Raw genomic sequence first — 19,452 nt, 5'->3', positions numbered from 1 at the left:
TGGCGGCTCCGACACACCTACTTCGGCGGCCTGGATCAATACTTGAGCAAATTACAGGGGTATCACTCAAACGCATTGTTTGCGCGCGCTGCATCGATTCAGTCGAGCTGCTCCACGGGCGGCAGTGTCATGGCCCGGACCTCACTTTGCAGGAAGTCCGAGAGCCTGCGCAGGCGCTCGCCGCCGGGGCGGGTCTTGGGCCAGACCAGGTAGTAACTTTCGCCGCTGGCCACCGCAGTAGGCCAGGGCAGGCTCAAGCGCCCCTGCGCCACATCTTCGGCAACCATCAGCAAATCCCCCATGGACACGCCATAGCCCCGAGCGGCGGCAATCATGCCCAACTCCAGCGTATCGAACACCTGCCCACCCTTGATGGCGACACGAGAGGCCAGGCCGGTGCGTTGCAACCAACGGCGCCAATCACGCCGGTCCGGCGTGGGGTGCAGCAGTTCAGCGCCGGCCAGGCGCTCCACATCCCAGGGGCCATCGTTGAGCAGGTTCGGCGCGCCCACCGGGATCAGCAGTTCGGGGAACAGGTAACTGGCCTCCCAATCTATGGGAAAGTGCCCATCGCTCAGTAGGACCGCGCAGTCGAACGGCTCCTGGTTGAAATCCACCTCATCGATGCTCATCCACGCACTGGTCAACTGCACCTCGTTGCCCGGCTGCAAGTGCCGGAACCGACTCAGGCGTGCCAGCAACCAGCGCATGGTCAGGGTCGACGGGGCCTTCATGCGCAGGATGTCATCTTCGGCATTCAAGGTATGGCAGGCGCGCTCCAGGGCGGCGAAGCCCTCGCGCACGCCCGGCAGCAGCAAGCGCGCCGATTCGGTGAGCTGCAAGGTGCGCCCGCTGCGCTGGAACAGGCGACAGGCGAAATGCTCCTCCAGGGTGCGGATATGCCGGCTGACCGCACTTTGCGTGATGGACAGTTCTTCGGCGGCACGGGTGAAGGAGTTGTGCCGTGAGGCGGCTTCAAATGCACGCAAGGCATACAGCGGAGGAAGGCGACGAGACATGAGGAAAACTCAGACGGCACGATCCGCAAACCTTACCAGAATCATCCTAGCATGAGTTTTAATCATGCCAATGATCGCATTTATCCCTTTGTGAAAAGCGCTGAGAGCGCCGAGAATCAACCCTTCTACCCTTTGTGCAAATATTGAGCGTGATGATCATGCAGCATCCGGCGCGTACCGAACTCTGGGCCATTCTGCGGTTGTCAGGGCCGTTGATTGCCTCACAGCTGGCGCACATGCTGATGGTGCTGACCGACACCCTGATGATGGCCCGCCTGAGCCCCGAAGCCCTGGCCGGCGGTGGGCTCGGCGCAGCGAGCTATTCGTTTGTGTCGATCTTTTGCATCGGCGTGATTGCCGCCGTGGGCACCCTGGTCGCCATTCGCCAGGGCGCCGGTGATATCGAAGGCGCTACCCGCCTGACCCAGGCCGGCCTGTGGCTGGCCTGGCTGATGGCCCTGGTGGCGGGCCTGCTGCTGTGGAACCTCAAGCCGGTGCTGCTGATGTTCGGCCAGACCGAGACCAACGTGCAGTCGGCCGGCCAGTTCCTGATGATCCTGCCGTTTGCCCTGCCCGGCTACCTGACGTTCATGGCCCTGCGCGGCTTCACCAGCGCCATCGGCAAAGCCACCCCGGTGATGGTGATCAGCCTGTGCGGCACGGTGATCAACTACCTGCTCAACCATGCATTGATCGAAGGCATGTTCGGCCTGCCCAAACTGGGCCTGATGGGCATCGGCCTGGTCACGGCGATTGTCGCCAACTGCATGGCCCTGGCGCTGTTGTGGTACATCAAATACAACCGCGCCTACGCCGCCTACCCATTGGGCAAGGGCCTGTTGCGGCCCAACCTGCATTACTTGCGCGAGCTGTGGCGCCTGGGCCTGCCGATTGGCGGCACCTATGCAGTGGAAGTCGGCTTGTTCGCCTTCGCGGCGCTGTGCATGGGCACCATGGGCAGTACGCAGTTGGCGGCCCACCAGATTGCCCTGCAAATCGTCTCGGTGGCGTTCATGGTCCCGGCGGGCATGTCCTATGCGGTCACCATGCGCATCGGCTTGCATTACGGCGGCGGACACCTGCTCGGCGCACGGCTCGCCGGGCGCGTGGGTATCGCCTTCGGCGCGACGGTGATGCTGGGGTTTGCCATGGTGTTCTGGCTGTTTTCAGACCCGCTGATCGGCCTGTTCCTCGACCATGACGACCCGGCTTTCGCCCAGGTGATCAGCCTGGCGGTGAGCCTGTTGGCCGTGGCGGCGTGGTTCGAGTTGTTCGACGGTGTGCAGACCATCGCCATGGGCTGCATCCGCGGGCTGAAGGATGCCAAGACGACCTTCCTCGTCGGCCTGGGCTGTTACTGGTTGATTGGCGCACCGGCGGCCTGGTTGATGGCGTTTACCCTGGGTTGGGGGCCGACCGGGGTGTGGTGGGGGTTGGCGCTGGGGCTGGCCTGCGCGGCGATTACCCTGACGTGGGCGTTTGAAAGAAAGATGAGGCGGATGATTGCCCAGACAAACTGAAGAAGGTACGCGTTCACTGTAGGAGCTGGCTTGCCAGCGATGGCGATGTATCAGTCACAGTATCGTTGACCGACAGACTGCTATCGCTGGCAAGCCAGCTCCTACAATCATTGGTTTGACCGCACCGGCCTAGATCACCTCGCCCAACAACGCCTGCTGGCTGCTGCCAAACGTCAGGTATTCCACCAATTCCGCCAGCGGCAACGGCTTGCTGATCAGGTAACCCTGGGCCTGGTCGCACCCAAACAAGCGCAACAACGCCAGTTGCTCGGGGGTTTCCACGCCTTCGGCCACCACTTCCAGGTTGAGGTTGTGGGCCAGGTTGATCATGGCATGCACCAGCTTGCGGTTTTCCTCGCGTTCCTCCATGCCGCCGACAAAGCTCTTGTCGATCTTGAGCAAGGCAATCGGCAGGCTGTTGAGGTGTACGAAGGACGAGAAACCGGTACCAAAGTCATCCAGGGAGAAACGCACCCCCAGGCGGCCCAGGGCATCCATGGTCTGCTTGACCAGGTCGCTGCGGCGCATCACGGCGGTTTCGGTCAGCTCGAACTCCAGCCACTGCGCCTCCACCCCGCGCTCGGCAATCAAGCGGCTCAAGGTCGACAGCAACTGGCTGTCCTGGAACTGACGGAACGACAGGTTGACCGCCATGTGCAGCGGCGGCAGGCCGCGTTCGCGCAGGTCCTGCATATCGCGCAGGGCCCGGGAAATCACCCAGTAGCCCAACGGCACGATCAGGCCGCTCTGCTCGGCCAGCGGCACGAACTCGCTAGGCGGCAACAACCCGCGCTCACCATGGCGCCAGCGCACCAGGGCTTCGAGGCCGACGATATGCCCATCGTCCAGGTCCAGACGCGGCTGGTAATGCAGTTCCAATTCGTCACGGCGCAGCGCCCGGCGCAGTTCGCTTTCCAGGTCCGCGAGGCTGCGGGCGTTGCGGTTGATGCGTTCATTGAAGATATGAAAGGTGCAGCCCTGGGTGCTCTTGGCCTGCTGCATGGCGATATGCGCGTGCCACATCAACGGGTCGGCGCCGGCCTTGGCGCGGGCATGGGCCACACCCAGGCTGCAACCGATCAGCAGGCTCTCGCCATCGACCCAATAAGGTTCCGCCATGGCCTCGGTAATGCGCTCGGCCATCCACTCGGCGCGCTGCGGCGCACGGCGGGTGTCGATCAGCAAGGCGAATTCGTCACTGCCCAGGCGTGCCAGTTGGTCGCCGACTTCCAGTTGGCTCTTGAGCCGCGAGACCACTTGCAGGATCAGCCGGTCGCCCGCCTGGTGGCCGAGGGCATCGTTGGCGTGGCGGAAGTTGTCCAGGTCCAGATGGCCGAGGGCCAGGCCACGCCCGTCGTTTTCGGCAAGGCGCGCGGCCAGCAGGGTCTGGAAACCCTGGCGGTTGGCGATGCCGGTCAGCGGATCCTGTTCGGCCAGGCGTTGCAGGGTATTTTCCAGCACGCCGCGCTCGCGCACGTGGCGCAGGCAGCGGCGCAGCGTATCCACGTCAAACGCACCACGGATCAACCAGTCGCTGGCGCCCAATGGCGCAACCAGCGGTTCCTGCTCCAGCAGCAACACGGTGGGCAGGCTACAGCGGCCAGGGCCGGGTTGCAGGCTGGGGGTGGTCAGCAATACAGCCGTGCGGTCGTCGTCGAACAGGCTGCTCACCGACTCCCAGTTTGGCGCACTGATCAGCACAGCCCCATCGCCCATCGGCGTCAGGCACTCGCGCAACAACGCTGCCCACGCAGGCTCATCGGCCAGTAGCAGCAAACGCAAGGGTTCGACAGGCGTAGACAAGCTAGCTCCCTAGACTTTGCAAAATTTCGTTGGCGGCGGGCATTATGACGTGCAGCCTGATAATGACCAATGATATTGGTTATCAAATACGTGCTGTGCGGCTCTAGATCGAACAATAGACCCAAAAACCCCGCACATCCTGCGGCAAAGTAACAAAACCGGCAAATTTAGATCGAGTGGTACGTCACACTGTCGTTCAGAGGCGGCAGAATCTTGCCAGCCTGTTAAAATGCCCGCCCTTTTCGCTCAAAGACTCCCAAAACCCTGTATGTCCCGACTCAATCCCCGGCAGCAAGAAGCCGTGAACTACGTCGGCGGCCCTCTATTGGTGCTCGCCGGTGCTGGCTCCGGCAAGACCAGCGTGATCACCCGCAAGATCGCGCACTTGATCCAGAACTGTGGCATCCGTGCCCAGTACATCGTCGCCATGACCTTTACCAACAAGGCGGCGCGGGAAATGAAAGAACGCGTCGGCACCCTGCTCAAGGGTGGCGAAGGCCGTGGCCTCACCGTGTGTACCTTCCACAACCTGGGGCTGAACATCATCCGCAAGGAGCATGTGCGGCTGGGCTACAAGCCGGGCTTCTCGATCTTCGACGAGACCGACGTCAAGTCCCTGATGACCGACATCATGCAGAAGGAATATGCCGGCGACGACGGCGTAGACGAGATCAAGAACATGATCGGCTCGTGGAAAAACGACCTGATCCTGCCCGCCGAAGCCCTGGAAAACGCGCGCAACCCCAAGGAACAGACCGCCGCCATTGTCTATACCCACTACCAGCGCACGCTCAAGGCGTTCAACGCGGTGGACTTCGACGACCTGATCCTGCTGCCGGTGAAACTGTTCCAGGAACACAAGGACATCCTGGAAAAGTGGCAGAACAAGGTGCGCTACCTGCTGGTGGACGAATACCAGGACACCAACGCCAGCCAATACCTGCTGGTGAAGCTGCTGATCGGCACGCGCAACCAGTTCACCGTGGTCGGCGACGATGACCAGTCGATCTACGCCTGGCGCGGAGCGCGCCCGGAAAACCTGATGCTGCTCAAGGACGACTACCCGTCCCTGAAAGTGGTGATGCTGGAGCAGAACTACCGCTCCACCAGTCGCATCCTGCGTTGCGCCAACGTGCTGATCTCCAACAACCCCCACGAGTTTGAAAAACAACTGTGGAGCGAGATGGGCCACGGCGACGAGATCCGCGTGATCCGCTGCCGCAACGAAGACGCCGAAGCCGAGCGCGTGGCCGTCGAACTGCTGACCTTGCACCTGCGCACCGACCGCCCCTACAGCGACTTCGCCATCCTGTATCGCGGCAACTACCAGGCCAAACTGATCGAGCTGAAGTTGCAGCACCACCAGATTCCTTATCGATTGTCAGGCGGCAACAGCTTTTTCGGACGCCAGGAAGTAAAGGATCTGATGGCCTACTTCCGGCTGATCGTGAACCCGGACGACGACAACGCCTTCCTGCGCGTGATCAACGTGCCACGCCGGGAAATCGGCTCCACCACCTTGGAAAAGCTCGGCAACTACGCCACCGAACGCAAGATCTCGATGTACGCCGCCACCGATGAAATCGGCCTGGGCGAGCACCTGGACACGCGCTTCACCGATCGCCTGTCGCGCTTCAAGCGCTTTATGGACAAGGTGCGCGAGCAATGCGCCGGCGAAGACCCGATCAGCGCCCTGCGCAGCATGGTCATGGATATCGACTATGAAAACTGGCTGCGCACCAACAGTTCCAGCGACAAGGCGGCGGACTACCGCATGGGCAACGTCTGGTTCCTGATCGAGGCGTTGAAGAACACCCTGGAAAAAGACGAAGACGGTGAAATGACCGTCGAGGACGCCATCGGCAAGCTGGTGCTGCGCGACATGCTCGAGCGCCAGCAGGAAGAAGAGGATGGCGCCGAAGGTGTGCAGATGATGACCTTGCATGCGTCCAAGGGCCTGGAATTCCCCTACGTGTTCATCATGGGCATGGAAGAGGAAATCCTCCCACACCGTTCCAGCATCGAAGCCGACACCATCGAAGAAGAACGGCGCCTGGCCTACGTGGGTATTACCCGCGCGCGTCAGACCCTGGCCTTCACCTTTGCGGCCAAGCGCAAGCAGTACGGCGAGATCATCGACTGCGCCCCGAGCCGGTTCCTCGATGAGCTGCCACCGGACGACCTGGCCTGGGAAGGCAACGACGACACCCCAACTGAAGTCAAGGCGGTACGCGGCAACACCGCCCTGGCGGATATACGCGCGATGCTAAAGCGCTAGAATCGACTACTTTTTAATCTACTTTCGGCGCCCCTTGCGCCACCAGAGGAAGCTTTTGTGGAAGCACTGCACAAGAAAATTCGCGAAGAAGGCATCGTGCTTTCCGACCAGGTACTCAAGGTCGACGCCTTTCTGAACCATCAGATCGACCCGGCGCTGATGAAGCTGATCGGCGACGAATTCGCCGCGCTGTTCAAGGATTCGGGGATCACCAAGATCGTCACCATCGAAGCCTCTGGCATCGCGCCGGCGATCATGACCGGCCTGAACCTGGGCGTGCCGGTGATCTTCGCCCGTAAGCAGCAGTCCCTGACCCTGACGGAAAACCTGCTGTCGGCGACGGTGTATTCCTTCACCAAGAAAGTCGAAAGCACTGTGGCGATTTCCCCGCGCCACCTGACCAGCAGCGACCGCGTGCTGGTGATCGATGACTTCCTGGCCAACGGCAAGGCGTCCCAGGCACTGATTTCGATCATCAAGCAGGCTGGCGCCACCGTGGCAGGCCTGGGGATCGTGATCGAGAAGTCGTTCCAGGGCGGGCGTGCCGAGCTGGATGCCCAGGGTTACCGGGTTGAGTCGCTGGCGCGGGTCAAGTCCCTGGCTGGCGGTGTCGTGACCTTCATCGACTGAAGGTGAGCGAGCACAGTTAAAAATGTGGGAGCTGGCTTGCCTGCGATAGCGCAGTGTCAGGCGACAGAGATGTCGACTGTCAGGCCCTCATCGCAGGCAAGCCAGCTCCCACATTTGCCTTGTGTTACCTGTCAGCGCGCAGTGGCCTGTAGGCCAGCAAGCAATAGACGCTGATACAAATCCTCTTTAAACCCCTCCGGCTTTTCCAGGCGCATGCGCAGCAGGTGCTCGGCAAACGCCTCAGGCTCGGGTGCATCCAGCGCCGCCTTGCCCAGTTCCAGAATCTCCGTCAGCTTGAATTTGCTCTTGAGCCAGTTCAACGCGCGCAACAAATCGCGCTCTTCGTCAGTGAAGTCACTGCCCAGCGGGTACTCCGGGAACAGCCTTGGATGCCGCGCCTGCACGGCCTCCAAGCGCTCGGGCGTGTTGTCGGCAAAGCGCGGGTCGAGCTGGAAGTCCTTGGGCAACTTGCCGGCTTTTTGCGCCTGCTCGATCAGGTCGGCCTGGAATCGCGAGTCGGTGATATTGAGCAGCGCCTCGATCACCTTGGCGTCCGTCTGGCCGCGCAGGTCGGCGATGCCGTATTCGGTGATCACAATGTCGCGCAGGTGCCGGGGAATCGTGCAGTGGCCGTACTCCCAGACAATATTGGAGCTGACATCGCCACCCGACTCGCGCCAGCTGCGCAGGATCAGGATCGAGCGCGCGCCCTCCAGCGCATGGCCCTGGGCGACAAAGTTGTATTGCCCGCCCACCCCGCTGAGCACGCGACCGTCTTCCAGTTGGTCGGCAACACCGGCGCCCAGCAACGTGACCATGATCGCGCTGTTGATAAACCGCGCATCCAGGCGCTGCAAGCGCTTGAGCTCTTCCTGCCCGTACAGCTCGTTGATGTAGCTGATGCGGGTCATGTTGAATTCCAGGCGCTTGGCGTGAGTCATTTCCTGCAAGCGCTGGTAAAAACTGCGTGGCCCGAGGAAGAAACCACCGTGGATCGACACGCCATCCGGCTGCGCCGCATCGTCCAGCAGGCCAGCGTTAGCCTGCTGCTGCGTCGCCACATCCGGGTACACCCTGCGCCGCACAATCCCGGCGTCGGCCAGCACCAGCAAGCCGTTGACGAACATTTCGCTGCAGCCGTAAAGGCCCCGGGCAAACGGCTCGACCCCGCCCTCACGGCTGATCAGCGGTGCCCACTGGTACACATCAAGGTCTGTGAGCAACTGCCGGTAGCCTTCGTTATCGGCCTGGCGCGCCAGCAGCGCAGCGGTCAGGGCGTCGCCCATCGAACCGATGCCGATCTGCAACGTACCGCCGTCGCGCACCAGGGTGCTGGCGTGCAAACCGATGAAGTGGTCCTGCAAACCCACGGGCATGTTTGGCGTGGAGAACAGCGTGGTGCGGTCTTTTTCGTCGATCAGGAAGTCGAACTGATCCATGCCCAGCTCGGCATCACCGGGCATGTAGGGCAAATCTTCATGCACCTGGCCGACCACCAGGATGGTCTCCCCGGCCGCACGGCGCTTGGCGATCATCGGCAACAGGTCGAGGGTGATATCGGGGTTGCAGCTCAGGCTCAGGCGATCCGGGTGTTCGCTGCTGCTGGCCACCAACTGCGCGACCAGGTTCAGGCCGGCGGCGTTGATATCGCGGGCGGCATGGCTGTAGTTGCTGCTGACATAGTCCTGTTGGGCCGAGGCGCTATGCAGCAGGCTGCCGGGCTGCATAAAGAACTGCTGCACGTGGATATTGGCCGGCAGGCTGTCCTTGCGCAGGGCGGCGAGGAAGTCCAGCTCGGGATAATCGCCAAACACCCGCTCGATAAACGGCTCCAGGAAACGCTTCTGCAAGCCATCGCCCAACGGTGGGCGGCCCAGGCTGAGGGCCGTGTAGATGGTCAGCGCCCGCTCGGGCAGCTTGGCAATGCGCCGGTACAAGGCATTGGCAAACAGATTCGGCTTGCCCAGACCCAACGGCATACCCATGTGGATATGCGCAGGCAAGCGCTCCAGTACGTCATCGATCGCTTGTTCGATTGAACACAACTGCACCATCCGACCCTCCTGAACATTCCGTGATTAGGGGTTGGACCGAGCTTGCCGGGTCTTTGCTGCAATGAACAGCCTTGGCCGCCAAATTGCGCCCACAAAAAAGCCGCTGGTCAGCGGCTTTTTGGCGAAGATCGGTTTATTTCAAACCAGACATCTTCTCGATCGCAGCCTTGAGGTCGTCATCCGAGCAATCGGAGCAGGTGCCTTTAGGCGGCATGGCGTTGATCCCGGTGATGGCTTTGGCCAGGATGCCGTCGAGGCCGCCCTGGTGGTCGGCGCGTTCTTTCCAGGCTGCGGTGTCACCGATTTTCGGTGCACCCAACAGGCCCGTGCCGTGGCAAGCATTACAGTGTTTGGCAATGACTTCGTCCGGCGTTTTCGCACCGCCGCCGCCTGCTGTCACAGCGACTTCCATCCCCTTGCACTCTTGCCCCTGGACACACACCTGTCCGACAGGCGCCAGGCGCTTGGCAATATCATCATTGGTCGCAGCTTGAGCGCTGGCAGCCCAAAGGGCCAGTACGGTTGCTGGTACGGCCAGCATTTTCATAATTAGGTTCACGCGTTCACCCTCATGGTGGCTATTCACGCCTGCGGCCACGGTTTCGCAGGCGGCGAAAGTATAACGGTTAGGCCGCCTCACTGAAACAACCCTATTATCCAAGGGGAGATTCAGTAGGGCGAAATACAACGATGGGCACCTCTGCAAGGTAGGCAGGGCGCCTCTTCTGTTAAAAGTTCGCGGGCGTGGCTGCGCTGATTAGTCGCGCCGGCACATCGAACGGATTACGAAAACGGTGCGGCTTGGTGCTTTCAAAGTAGTAGCTATCGCCGGCTTCGAGCACAAAAGTTTCGACGCCCACGACCAACTCCAGACGACCTTCCAACAAGATCCCGGTTTCCTCACCGTCATGGGTCAGCATTTCCTCGCCGGTATCGGCGCCTGGCGGGTAGATTTCGTTGAGAAACGCAATCGCCCGGCTGGGATGCGCCCGGCCCACCAGTTTCATCGTGACCGCGCCATCGGAGATGTCGATCAGCTCATTGGCTTTATAGACGATCTGCGTCGGTTTTTCCTGGAGGATCTCCTCGGAAAAGAACTCGACCATGGACATGGGAATGCCGCCCAGCACCTTGCGCAAGGAGCTGATGGAGGGGCTGACACTGTTTTTCTCGATCATCGAAATGGTGCTGTTGGTGACGCCCGCACGCTTGGCGAGTTCACGCTGGGAAAGACCTTTCAGTTTACGGATGGATTGCAGTCGTTCGCCGACGTCCAATGCAGGAGCCTCCTAGGATTCAGGCTTTGTTGTAATTGAGCGTTATCATGGCGACAGCGTTCAGTATTTACAACACTTTGGTCTGAATCCTGGTGGGCGTGATCGGCGGCCTGCGGCTATATGCCGGAATAGAGCCGTGGCACGCGGCGCAGGTTGCAAAAAATCTGGTAGGGAATGGTATCGGCGGCGCTCGCCACATCGCTGGCGAGGATGTTTTTGCCCCACAATTCCACGGTCGAGCCCAGGCCGGCCTGGGGCACGTCGGTCAGGTCGATACACAGCATGTCCATCGACACCCGCCCCAGCAACTGGCTGCGCTGGCCGGCGACCAGCACCGGTGTGCCGGTCGGCGCGTGCCGTGGATAACCGTCGGCATACCCCATGGCAACCACACCGATACGCATCGGCTTGGGCGTCACGAAGCGCGCGCCATAACCCACTGGCTCGCCCGCTGGCAGCTCGCGTACGCAGATGACTTTCGACTCCAGGGTCATCACCGGCTGCAAACGCGCGGCAACTGCCTGGTCTTCGCCAAAGGGCGTCGCACCGTAAAGCATGATGCCCGGCCGTACCCAATCACTGGAAACGCTCGGCCAGCCCATCACCGACGGCGAATTGCGCAGGCTGACCTGGGCCGCCAGGCCCTGGCGCGCCGCCTCGAATACCGCGACCTGCTCATCGCTGCTGGCGCAGTCCAGCTCATCGGCACGGGCGAAGTGGCTCATCAGCACAATCTTTGCGACTTTGCCGCTGGCCAGCAGGCGCTGGTACGCATCGTGATAGTCCTTGGGATGCAGCCCAACCCGGTGCATGCCCGAATCCAGCTTCAACCACACCGTCAGCGGCTTGCTCAGGCGCGCCTGTTCAATCGCCTCCAGTTGCCACAGCGAATGCACCACGCACCACAAGTCATGCTCGATGATCAGCGGCAGCTCGTCGGCCTCGAAGAATCCTTCGAGCAACAACACCGGCCCACCAACTGCAGCGGCGCGCAGCTCCAGCGCTTCCTCGATGCAGGCCACGGCAAAACCGTCGGCCTGGTCTTCCAGGGCCTGGGCCACACGCACGGCACCATGGCCATAGGCATCGGCCTTGATCACGGCGAGGGCCTTGGCCCCGGTCAGTTCGCGGGCCAATTGGTAGTTATGGCGCAGGGCTTGTAGGTCGATCAGGGCACGGGCAGGACGCATGGCGGCAGGCTTCTAGGCGGCGGTGGGAAGAAAAAACCGGTACCGGCCAATAGCGCCGGCACCGGAAGAGGGATCGTTTATGGCAGAGCAGCCACGACAGACAGCTCCACCAGGATTTCTGGCTCACACAGCTTCGACTCGACCGTGGCACGGGCCGGGGCCACGCCTTTTGGCAGCCACTTGTCCCATACCGCGTTCATGCCGGCAAAGTCGGCGTCGATGTCTTTGAGATAGATCGTCACCGACAGCAACTTGGTTTTGTCGGTACCGGCCAGATCCAGCAATCGCTCGATATTGGCCAGGGTTTCTCGGGTCTGCTGTTCAATCCCGGCACTCATGTCGTCGCCGACTTGTCCTGCCAGATACACGGTACCGCTGTGGACAACGATCTGGCTCATGCGCTCATTGGTGAGCTGGCGCTGGATTGACATGTTTTGTGGACTCCTGAGGGTTGCCGTAACGGGAAATATCAAGGCCTGCGGCACTGATCTGCGGGGTTTTCTTGGCCATCAGGTCCGCCAGCAGGCGACCAGAGCCACAGGCCATGGTCCAGCCGAGGGTGCCGTGGCCGGTATTCAAGAACAGGTTCTTGAAGGGCGTGGCGCCGACGATCGGCGTACCGTCCGGGGTAGTCGGACGCAGGCCGGTCCAGAAGGTGGCTTCGCTCAAATCACCGCCCTGAGGATAAAGGTCGTTGACGATCATCTCCAGGGTTTCGCGCCGGCGCGGGTTCAGCGACAGGTCAAAACCGGCTATTTCAGCCATGCCACCGACCCGGATGCGGTTGTCGAAACGGGTGATCGCGACCTTGTAGGTCTCGTCGAGAATGGTCGAGGTCGGGGCCATCGCCGGGTTGGTGATCGGCACGGTCAGGGAGTAACCCTTGAGCGGATACACCGGCGCCTTGATCCCCAGCGGCTTGAGCAACTGCGGCGAGTAACTGCCCAGGGCCAGCACGTAGCGGTCGGCGGTTTCCAGCTTGCCGTCGATCCACACGCCGTTGATGCGGTCGCCGGCGTGGTCCAGGCGCTGAATGTCCTGTTCAAAGCGGAACTCCACACCCAACTGCTTGCACATATCGGCCAGGCGCGTGGTGAACATCTGGCAGTCGCCGGTCTGGTCATTGGGCAGGCGCAGGGCACCGGCCAGGATATCCGTGACACTGGCCAGGGCCGGCTCGACGCGGGCAATGCCGGCGCGGTCAAGCAGCTCGAACGGAACCCCGGACTCTTTCAGCACGGCGATATCCTTGGCCGCGCCATCGAGTTGCGCCTGGGTGCGGAACAATTGCGTAGTACCCAGGCTACGGCCTTCGTAGGCGATACCGGTTTCGGCGCGCAGTTCGTCAAGGCAGTCGCGGCTGTACTCGGACAGGCGCACCATGCGCTCTTTGTTCACCGCATAACGGTTGGCCGTGCAGTTGCGCAGCATCTGCGCCATCCACAGGTATTGGTCGATATCGGCGGTGGCCTTGATCGCCAGGGGCGCATGGCGCTGCAGCAACCACTTGATGGCCTTGAGCGGCACGCCCGGCGCGGCCCATGGCGACGCATAACCGGGCGAGACCTGGCCGGCGTTGGCGAAGCTGGTCTCCATTGCAACGGCCGGCTGACGGTCGACCACGACCACCTCAAAACCGGCACGCGCCAAATAGTAGGCACTGGCCACACCAATGACACCGCTACCCAAGACCAAAACGCGCATTTTTATATCCTCATCACGGCTTGACCGCTGACGTTTGTTGTTCAGCACAAAGATGTGGGCAGTATAAAAAGCAATGGCCAGTGCATTTCACTATATAAGTGCCTATATTTGGCGACAATTCTCGGCAAAAACCCTTTTCACGGAGGAGCATCCCCTATGCGGACCAATACCCAGACCAAGCGGGAGCTGGACAAGATCGACCGCAACATCCTGCGCATCCTGCAGGCCGACGGGCGGATTTCGTTTACCGAGCTGGGGGAGAAGGTCGGGCTGTCGACCACGCCTTGCACCGAACGGGTCCGGCGCCTGGAGCGCGAGGGGATCATCATGGGCTACAACGCCCGCCTCAATCCGCAGCACTTGAAGGGTAGCCTGCTGGTGTTTGTCGAGATCAGCCTCGACTACAAATCCGGCGATACCTTCGAAGAATTCCGACGTGCCGTGCTGAAACTGCCCCATGTGCTGGAGTGTCACCTGGTCTCAGGGGATTTCGACTATCTGGTGAAGGCGCGGATCTCCGAGATGGCTTCGTACCGCAAACTGCTGGGCGACATCCTGCTCAAGCTGCCCCATGTGCGCGAATCCAAGAGCTATATCGTGATGGAAGAGGTGAAGGAGAGCCTGAACCTGCCGATCCCGGATTGACGCCCCTACCGTGTAGGAGCCGGCTTGCCGGCGATGAAGCCCTGGAGTCATGCATTCAATTGAATGACGCCATCGCCGGCAAGCCGGCTCCTACAAGGGGAGCAGTCAGACCAGCACCTGCCGCGTCGTCGCCATGTACTCGTGGATCTGCTTCTCCACCCGCGGGTGAATCAACTCCACCGGGCCACGGTTGTTGGGGCATGGCAGGCTGGGGGTAGTACCAAACAGCCGGCAGATCAGCGGGCGTTCGTCGTACACCGTGCAGCCGTCGGGGCCCAGGTGTACGCAATTGAGCTCATCCATGGCCGCTTCCTGCTCGGCCGCCGTCTTGCGCGGCAGGCGCGACATTTCCTCGGTGGATGTAGTCACCGGCCCACAGCAATCATGGCAACCCGGCACACACTCGAACGAGGGAATCTGCCGGCGCAGCGCGTTGACTTTCTGGCTGTTGCAACTCATCGAAACCCATACCGAACGGCGAATAGGCGTGGATTTTGCCCTAAAAGCCCCGAGTGAGACAGCTTCACCCGACCGCTGTATCCTGCGTCAAATTTTCCAAACACGGATGCTCCCCATGACCGCCAGCGCCCGGCACACCGCTTCCTACTACGCCGCCAGCAGCCTGCCGCAGCCCGATTATCCGGTGCTGGCAGGCGAAGTCGTCGCCGATGTGTGCGTGGTGGGCGGCGGGTTTTCCGGGCTGAACACCGCGCTGGAGCTGGCCGAGCGCGGCTTTAGCGTGGTGCTGCTGGAGGCGCGCAAGATCGCCTGGGGCGCCAGCGGGCGCAACGGCGGGCAGTTGATTCGTGGCGTCGGTCACGGCCTGGATCAGTTTGCCAATGTAGTCGGCACCGAAGGTGTGCGGCAGATGAAGCTGATGGGCCTGGAAGCCGTGGAAATCGTGCGCCAGCGGGTCGAGCGCTTCCAGATCGATTGCGACCTGGCCTGGGGCTATTGCGACCTGGCCAACAAGCCCCGCGACCTGCAAGGCCTGGCCGCCGACGCCGAAGAACTGCACGGGCTTGGTTATCGCCATGAACTGCGCCTGCTGCAAGCCGGGGAGATGCGCAGCGTGATCGGCTCCGACCGTTACGTGGGCGGCATGATCGACATGGGCTCCGGCCACCTGCACCCGCTGAACCTGGCCCTCGGTGAAGCCGCCGCCGCGCAGCAACTGGGGGTCAGGCTGTTCGAGCAGTCCGAAGCCCTGCGCATCGACTACGGCCCTGAAGTCAAAGTCCACACCGCCCAGGGCAGCGTGCGCGCCAAGACCCTGGTGCTGGGCTGCAATGCCTATCTCAATGGCCTCAACCCGCACCTGAGCGGCAAGGTGCTGCCCGCTGGCAGCTACATCATTGCCACCCAACCCTTGAGCCCAACCCAGGCCGCCGAGTTACTGCCGCAAAACATGGCGGTGTGTGATCAGCGGGTCACGGTGGACTACTTCCGCTTGTCGGCCGACCGGCGCCTGCTGTTCGGCGGTGCTTGCCACTACTCCGGACGCGATCCCCAGGACATCGGCGCCTATATGCGGCCGAAGATGCTCAAGGTCTTCCCGCAATTGGCCGAGGCGAAGATCGACTATCAATGGGGCGGCATGATCGGCATCGGCGCCAACCGCCTGCCGCAGATTGGCCGGCTGGCCGACCAGCCCAATGTGTACTTTGCCCAGGCCTACGCCGGCCATGGCCTGAACGCCACCCACCTGGCCGGCAAACTGTTGGCCGAAGCCATCAGCGGCCAGCACAGTGGGCGCTTCGATCTGTTTGCCCAGGTGCCACACATCACCTTCCCTGGCGGCAAGCACTTGCGCTCACCGCTGCTGGCCCTGGGCATGCTCTGGCACCGCTTGAAAGAACTGCTCTGACTCAGCCGCGCCAGAACGGCTTCAAGCCTTCCTGGCGCGCCTGCTCGGCACTCAGGCCGATGTCGCGCAGTTGCTCCCGGCTCAACTCCAGCAAGGCCTTGCGCGTGTGGCGCCGGCGCCAGAACAGTTCCCAACGGCTCGGATTGCCAGGCGCCAGCCCGGCCAGCCCACGCTCCTGCCCTGCTTCCAGTTCCTGACTGTGTAATGCCAGCCGCACGTCGCTCAAGCCACTCATTGTCTTGCCCCTCATTTGCCTGTTGCCATGAGTGACTAGAATGAGCGCCGCAGCAAAACCATTACAGATTCAACCAACCTATATTAAATCCATACAGATACTCCACAGCACACGCTGAATCCTGTATTTTCCAGGCATCTGTACTGGTCCTCGGGAGCAACCGCCATGACGCTTTACGTCAACCTCGCCGAACTGCTGGGCACGCGCATCGAACAGGGCTTCTACCGTCCCGGCGACCGTCTGCCCTCGGTGCGCGCCTTGAGCGTAGAACATGGCGTCAGCCTGAGCACCGTCCAGCAGGCTTACCGGCTGCTGGAAGACAACGGCCTGGCGACACCCAAGCCAAAATCCGGCTACTTCGTGCCTGTCGGGCGCGAGCTGCCGGCGTTGCCCGCCGTGGGTCGGCCGGCCCAGCGCCCGGTGGAGATTTCGCAGTGGGACCAGGTGCTGGAACTGGTCCGCGCGGTGCCGCGCAAAGATGTCATACAGATGGGCCGAGGCATGCCGGATGTACTGTCGCCGACCATCAAGCCGCTGCTGCGCAGCCTGGCCCGGGTGAGCCGGCGCCAGGACCTGCCAGGCCTGTACTACGACAATATCTACGGCTGTATGGAGCTGCGCGAGCAAATCGCCCGTCTGTCATTGGATTCCGGCTGCCAGCTCGACGCCCAGGACATCGTGATCACCACCGGCTGCCATGAGGCGCTGTCCTCCAGCATCCGTGCGATTTGCGAGCCTGGCGATATCGTCGCCGTCGACTCGCCAAGCTTTCATGGCGCCATGCAGACCCTCAAGGGCCTGGGCATGAAAGCCCTGGAAATCCCCACCGACCCGCTCACCGGCATCAGCCTCGAAGCCCTGGAACTGGCCCTGGAACAATGGCCGATCAAAGTCATCCAGTTGACCCCCAACTGCAACAACCCCCTGGGCTACATCATGCCCGAGGCCCGCAAACGGGCGCTGCTGACCCTGGCCCAGCGCTTTGACGTGGCAATCATCGAAGACGATGTGTATGGCGAACTGGCCTACAGCTACCCGCGACCACGCACCATCAAATCCTTCGACGAAGATGGCCGCGTCCTACTCTGCAGTTCCTTCTCCAAAACCCTGGCCCCCGGCCTGCGGATCGGCTGGGTAGCCCCTGGCCGCTATCTGGAGCGGGTGCTGCACATGAAGTACATCAGCACCGGCTCCACCGCCACCCAACCGCAGATCGCCATTGCCGAGTTCCTCAAGAACGGGCACTTCGAGCCGCATTTACGGCGGATGCGCAGCCAATACCAGCGCAATCGCGACCTGATGCTCGATTGGGTCAGCCGCTATTTCCCCGCCGGCACCCGCGCCAGCCGGCCCCAGGGCAGCTTTATGCTGTGGGTGGAACTGCCCGAGGGCTTCGACACCCTCAGGCTCAACCGCGCCCTGGTCGAGCAAGGCGTACAGATTGCCGTGGGCAGCATCTTTTCTGCCTCGGGCAAATACCGGAACTGCCTGCGGATGAACTACGCTGCCAAGCCAACACCCCAGATTGAAGAGGCGGTGCGCAAGGTCGGGGCCACGGCGATCAAGATGCTCGCCGAAGCCGAACAGCGGGTGGACTGACCTTTTGCCAGCAATCACCGTCATATGCCCACCACCGCCCTGATTCGGAACCTGCCTCCTTGATGAGCCAACGGCTGTTAGCGCTTCTTTTGCTGGGGTTCCTGGGCCTGGGCGGTTGCGCCACCCTCAACGTACCCCGCGTACCCAGCGAAGCGCTGCCGGCCACGCAGTCCGCCTTCGGCCGCTCGATCCAGGCGCAGGCCGCGCCCTATCAGGGCCGCTCCGGGTTCCGCCTGCTGCCCAACAGCAGTGAAGCGTTCATGGCCCGCGCCGAACTGATCCGCAATGCCCAGACCAGCCTCGACCTGCAGTACTACATCGTCCATGACGGCATCAGCACGCGCATGCTGGTGGACGAGTTGCTCACCGCGGCCGACCGGGGCGTGCGGGTGCGCATCCTCCTGGACGACACCACCAGCGACGGCCTGGACCAGATCATCGCCACCCTGGCCGCGCACCCGCAGATCCAGATTCGCCTGTTCAACCCCTTGCACCTGGGGCGCAGCACCGGCGTGACGCGGGCCATGGGCCGGCTGTTCAACCTATCGCTGCAACACCGGCGCATGCACAACAAGCTGTGGCTGGCGGACAACAGCATGGCGATAGTCGGCGGGCGCAACCTGGGGGATGAGTATTTCGATGCCGAGCCCAACCTGAACTTCACCGATATCGACATGCTCAGCGTCGGGCCTGTGGCCGAACAACTGGGCCACAGCTTTGACCAGTACTGGAACAGTGCACTGAGCAAACCCATCGCCGACTTTATCTCCAGCGCACCCTCCTCCCGCGACCTGGCCACCGCGCGCGGGCTCCTGGAGAAGTCCCTGGCCGAGTCGCGCCAGCAAAACCATGCCCTGTACAACCGTCTGCGCACCTACCAGACCCAGCCCCGCATGGACATCTGGCGCCGAGAGCTGATCTGGGCCTGGAACCAGGCACTTTGGGATGCACCGAGCAAGGTCCTGGCCAAGGCCGATCCCGACCCGCAACTGCTGCTCACCACTCAACTGGGGCCAGAGCTGGAAGGCGTGCACAGTGAACTGATGATGATTTCGGCCTACTTCGTCCCCGGTCAGCCGGGCCTGGTGTACCTGACCGGCCGCGCAGACGCGGGTGTGGACGTACGCCTGCTGACCAACGCCCTGGAAGCCACCGACGTGCCGGCGGTGCATGGCGGCTATGCGCCCTATCGCAAGGCGCTGCTGGAACACGGGGTGAAGTTGTACGAACTGCGCCGCCAACCGGGCGACGGCGGCGGCAGTGGCCCGCACCTGCTGGGTAGCCGCGCGCTGCATGGCTCGGACTCCAGCCTGCACAGCAAGGCGATGATCTTTGATCGGCAGAAGTCGTTTATCGGCTCATTCAATTTCGATCCGCGCTCGGTGCTGTGGAACACCGAGGTCGGGGTGCTGGTGGACAGTCCTGAGCTGGCCGAACACGTGCGCAACCTGGCCCTGCAAGGGATGGCGCCCGCCTTGAGTTATGAGGCGAAACTGCAGGAGGGCCAGGTGGTCTGGGTGACGGAAGATAACGGCCAGTTGCACACCCTGACCCGCGAGCCGGGTAGCTGGTGGCGCCGGTTCAATGCCTGGTTCGCTACCACCGTGGGCCTGGAGCGCATGCTCTAACCC

At 62.1% G+C, this 19,452-nt stretch carries 17 protein-coding genes; 7 read left to right on the top strand and 10 right to left on the bottom strand.

The features are described from left to right. Positions 1 to 98: 98 nt before the first annotated feature. Positions 99 to 1,019, bottom strand: a complete 921-nt coding sequence (locus tag HBO19_RS11495) for a LysR substrate-binding domain-containing protein (RefSeq protein WP_170057538.1) — start codon at positions 1,017 to 1,019, stop codon at positions 99 to 101. A 152-nt stretch (positions 1,020 to 1,171) separates the two neighbouring features. Here HBO19_RS11495 and HBO19_RS11490 point away from each other — a divergent pair, with 152 nt between their 5' ends. Beyond that, positions 1,172 to 2,539: a NorM family multidrug efflux MATE transporter gene (locus HBO19_RS11490; RefSeq protein ID WP_169955396.1), complete on the top strand. Its 1,368-nt coding sequence runs from the start codon at positions 1,172 to 1,174 to the stop codon at positions 2,537 to 2,539. Between the two features lie 129 nt (positions 2,540 to 2,668). Here HBO19_RS11490 and HBO19_RS11485 read toward each other — a convergent pair whose 3' ends face one another. Then, the gene (locus HBO19_RS11485; RefSeq protein ID WP_170042074.1) at positions 2,669 to 4,342 is read right to left on the bottom strand and encodes a bifunctional diguanylate cyclase/phosphodiesterase; all 1,674 of its coding nucleotides are present in this window, start codon (positions 4,340 to 4,342) and stop codon (positions 2,669 to 2,671) included. A gap of 268 nt (positions 4,343 to 4,610) precedes the next feature. On the opposite strand from HBO19_RS11485, the gene rep reads away from it, so the two are divergent. Together rep and HBO19_RS11475 are read left to right on the top strand one after the other, a co-directional pair. Beyond that, a complete protein-coding gene (gene rep, locus HBO19_RS11480; protein ID WP_169955398.1) occupies positions 4,611 to 6,620 on the top strand; it encodes a DNA helicase Rep in 2,010 nt (669 codons plus the stop codon). Between the two features lie 57 nt (positions 6,621 to 6,677). Then, positions 6,678 to 7,250 (top strand): xanthine phosphoribosyltransferase, encoded by a 573-nt coding sequence (locus HBO19_RS11475; protein WP_029289761.1) that lies wholly within the window; start codon positions 6,678 to 6,680, stop codon positions 7,248 to 7,250. A 131-nt stretch (positions 7,251 to 7,381) separates the two neighbouring features. On the opposite strand, the gene HBO19_RS11470 is transcribed toward HBO19_RS11475, so the two are convergent. The 6 genes from HBO19_RS11470 to dadA all read right to left on the bottom strand — a co-directional run bounded on the left by HBO19_RS11470 (position 7,382) and on the right by dadA (position 13,475). Continuing rightward, a complete protein-coding gene (locus HBO19_RS11470; protein WP_170057537.1) occupies positions 7,382 to 9,304 on the bottom strand; it encodes an acetyl-CoA hydrolase/transferase family protein in 1,923 nt (640 codons plus the stop codon). A 133-nt stretch (positions 9,305 to 9,437) separates the two neighbouring features. After that, positions 9,438 to 9,851, bottom strand: coding sequence for a c-type cytochrome (locus tag HBO19_RS11465; RefSeq protein ID WP_169955452.1), 414 nt, complete (start codon positions 9,849 to 9,851; stop codon positions 9,438 to 9,440). Positions 9,852 to 10,032: 181 nt separating this feature from the next. Then, positions 10,033 to 10,581, bottom strand: coding sequence for a cupin domain-containing protein (locus HBO19_RS11460; protein ID WP_029289768.1), 549 nt, complete (start codon positions 10,579 to 10,581; stop codon positions 10,033 to 10,035). A 116-nt stretch (positions 10,582 to 10,697) separates the two neighbouring features. After that, positions 10,698 to 11,771, bottom strand: coding sequence for an alanine racemase (alr, locus tag HBO19_RS11455; protein ID WP_170057536.1), 1,074 nt, complete (start codon positions 11,769 to 11,771; stop codon positions 10,698 to 10,700). 77 nt (positions 11,772 to 11,848) lie between these two features. Next, positions 11,849 to 12,202 (bottom strand): RidA family protein, encoded by a 354-nt coding sequence (locus tag HBO19_RS11450; protein ID WP_032856829.1) that lies wholly within the window; start codon positions 12,200 to 12,202, stop codon positions 11,849 to 11,851. Further along, the gene (gene dadA, locus HBO19_RS11445; protein ID WP_029289774.1) at positions 12,174 to 13,475 is read right to left on the bottom strand and encodes a D-amino acid dehydrogenase; all 1,302 of its coding nucleotides are present in this window, start codon (positions 13,473 to 13,475) and stop codon (positions 12,174 to 12,176) included. The genes HBO19_RS11450 and dadA overlap by 29 nt, the downstream gene beginning before the upstream one ends. Positions 13,476 to 13,631: 156 nt before the next feature. Between dadA and HBO19_RS11440 the strand changes: the two genes are divergently transcribed. Next, a complete protein-coding gene (locus tag HBO19_RS11440; RefSeq protein ID WP_003206849.1) occupies positions 13,632 to 14,120 on the top strand; it encodes an Lrp/AsnC ligand binding domain-containing protein in 489 nt (162 codons plus the stop codon). A 105-nt stretch (positions 14,121 to 14,225) separates the two neighbouring features. Here HBO19_RS11440 and HBO19_RS11435 read toward each other — a convergent pair whose 3' ends face one another. Continuing rightward, complete coding sequence (locus tag HBO19_RS11435; protein ID WP_169955401.1) at positions 14,226 to 14,579, bottom strand: YkgJ family cysteine cluster protein; 354 nt, start codon at positions 14,577 to 14,579, stop codon at positions 14,226 to 14,228. Positions 14,580 to 14,694: 115 nt separating this feature from the next. On the opposite strand from HBO19_RS11435, the gene HBO19_RS11430 reads away from it, so the two are divergent. Next, positions 14,695 to 15,987, top strand: a complete 1,293-nt coding sequence (locus HBO19_RS11430) for an FAD-binding oxidoreductase (protein ID WP_170057535.1) — start codon at positions 14,695 to 14,697, stop codon at positions 15,985 to 15,987. A gap of 1 nt (position 15,988) precedes the next feature. On the opposite strand, the gene HBO19_RS11425 is transcribed toward HBO19_RS11430, so the two are convergent. Then, on the bottom strand, positions 15,989 to 16,222 hold the full coding sequence (locus tag HBO19_RS11425; RefSeq protein ID WP_169955403.1) for a DUF1127 domain-containing protein: 234 nt from the start codon (positions 16,220 to 16,222) through the stop codon (positions 15,989 to 15,991). Between the two features lie 165 nt (positions 16,223 to 16,387). On the opposite strand from HBO19_RS11425, the gene HBO19_RS11420 reads away from it, so the two are divergent. Next, positions 16,388 to 17,821 (top strand): PLP-dependent aminotransferase family protein, encoded by a 1,434-nt coding sequence (locus tag HBO19_RS11420; protein ID WP_169955404.1) that lies wholly within the window; start codon positions 16,388 to 16,390, stop codon positions 17,819 to 17,821. 62 nt (positions 17,822 to 17,883) lie between these two features. After that, entirely contained in the window at positions 17,884 to 19,449 is a 1,566-nt protein-coding gene (locus HBO19_RS11415) for a phospholipase D family protein (RefSeq protein ID WP_170057534.1), read from the top strand. The last annotated feature ends 3 nt before the right edge of the window (positions 19,450 to 19,452 follow it).

Origin of the sequence: Pseudomonas sp. WS 5021 (assembly GCF_012985535.1) — a bacterium.
GTDB lineage: Bacteria > Pseudomonadota > Gammaproteobacteria > Pseudomonadales > Pseudomonadaceae > Aquipseudomonas.
This window is presented reverse-complemented; position numbering and strand designations above follow the sequence as displayed.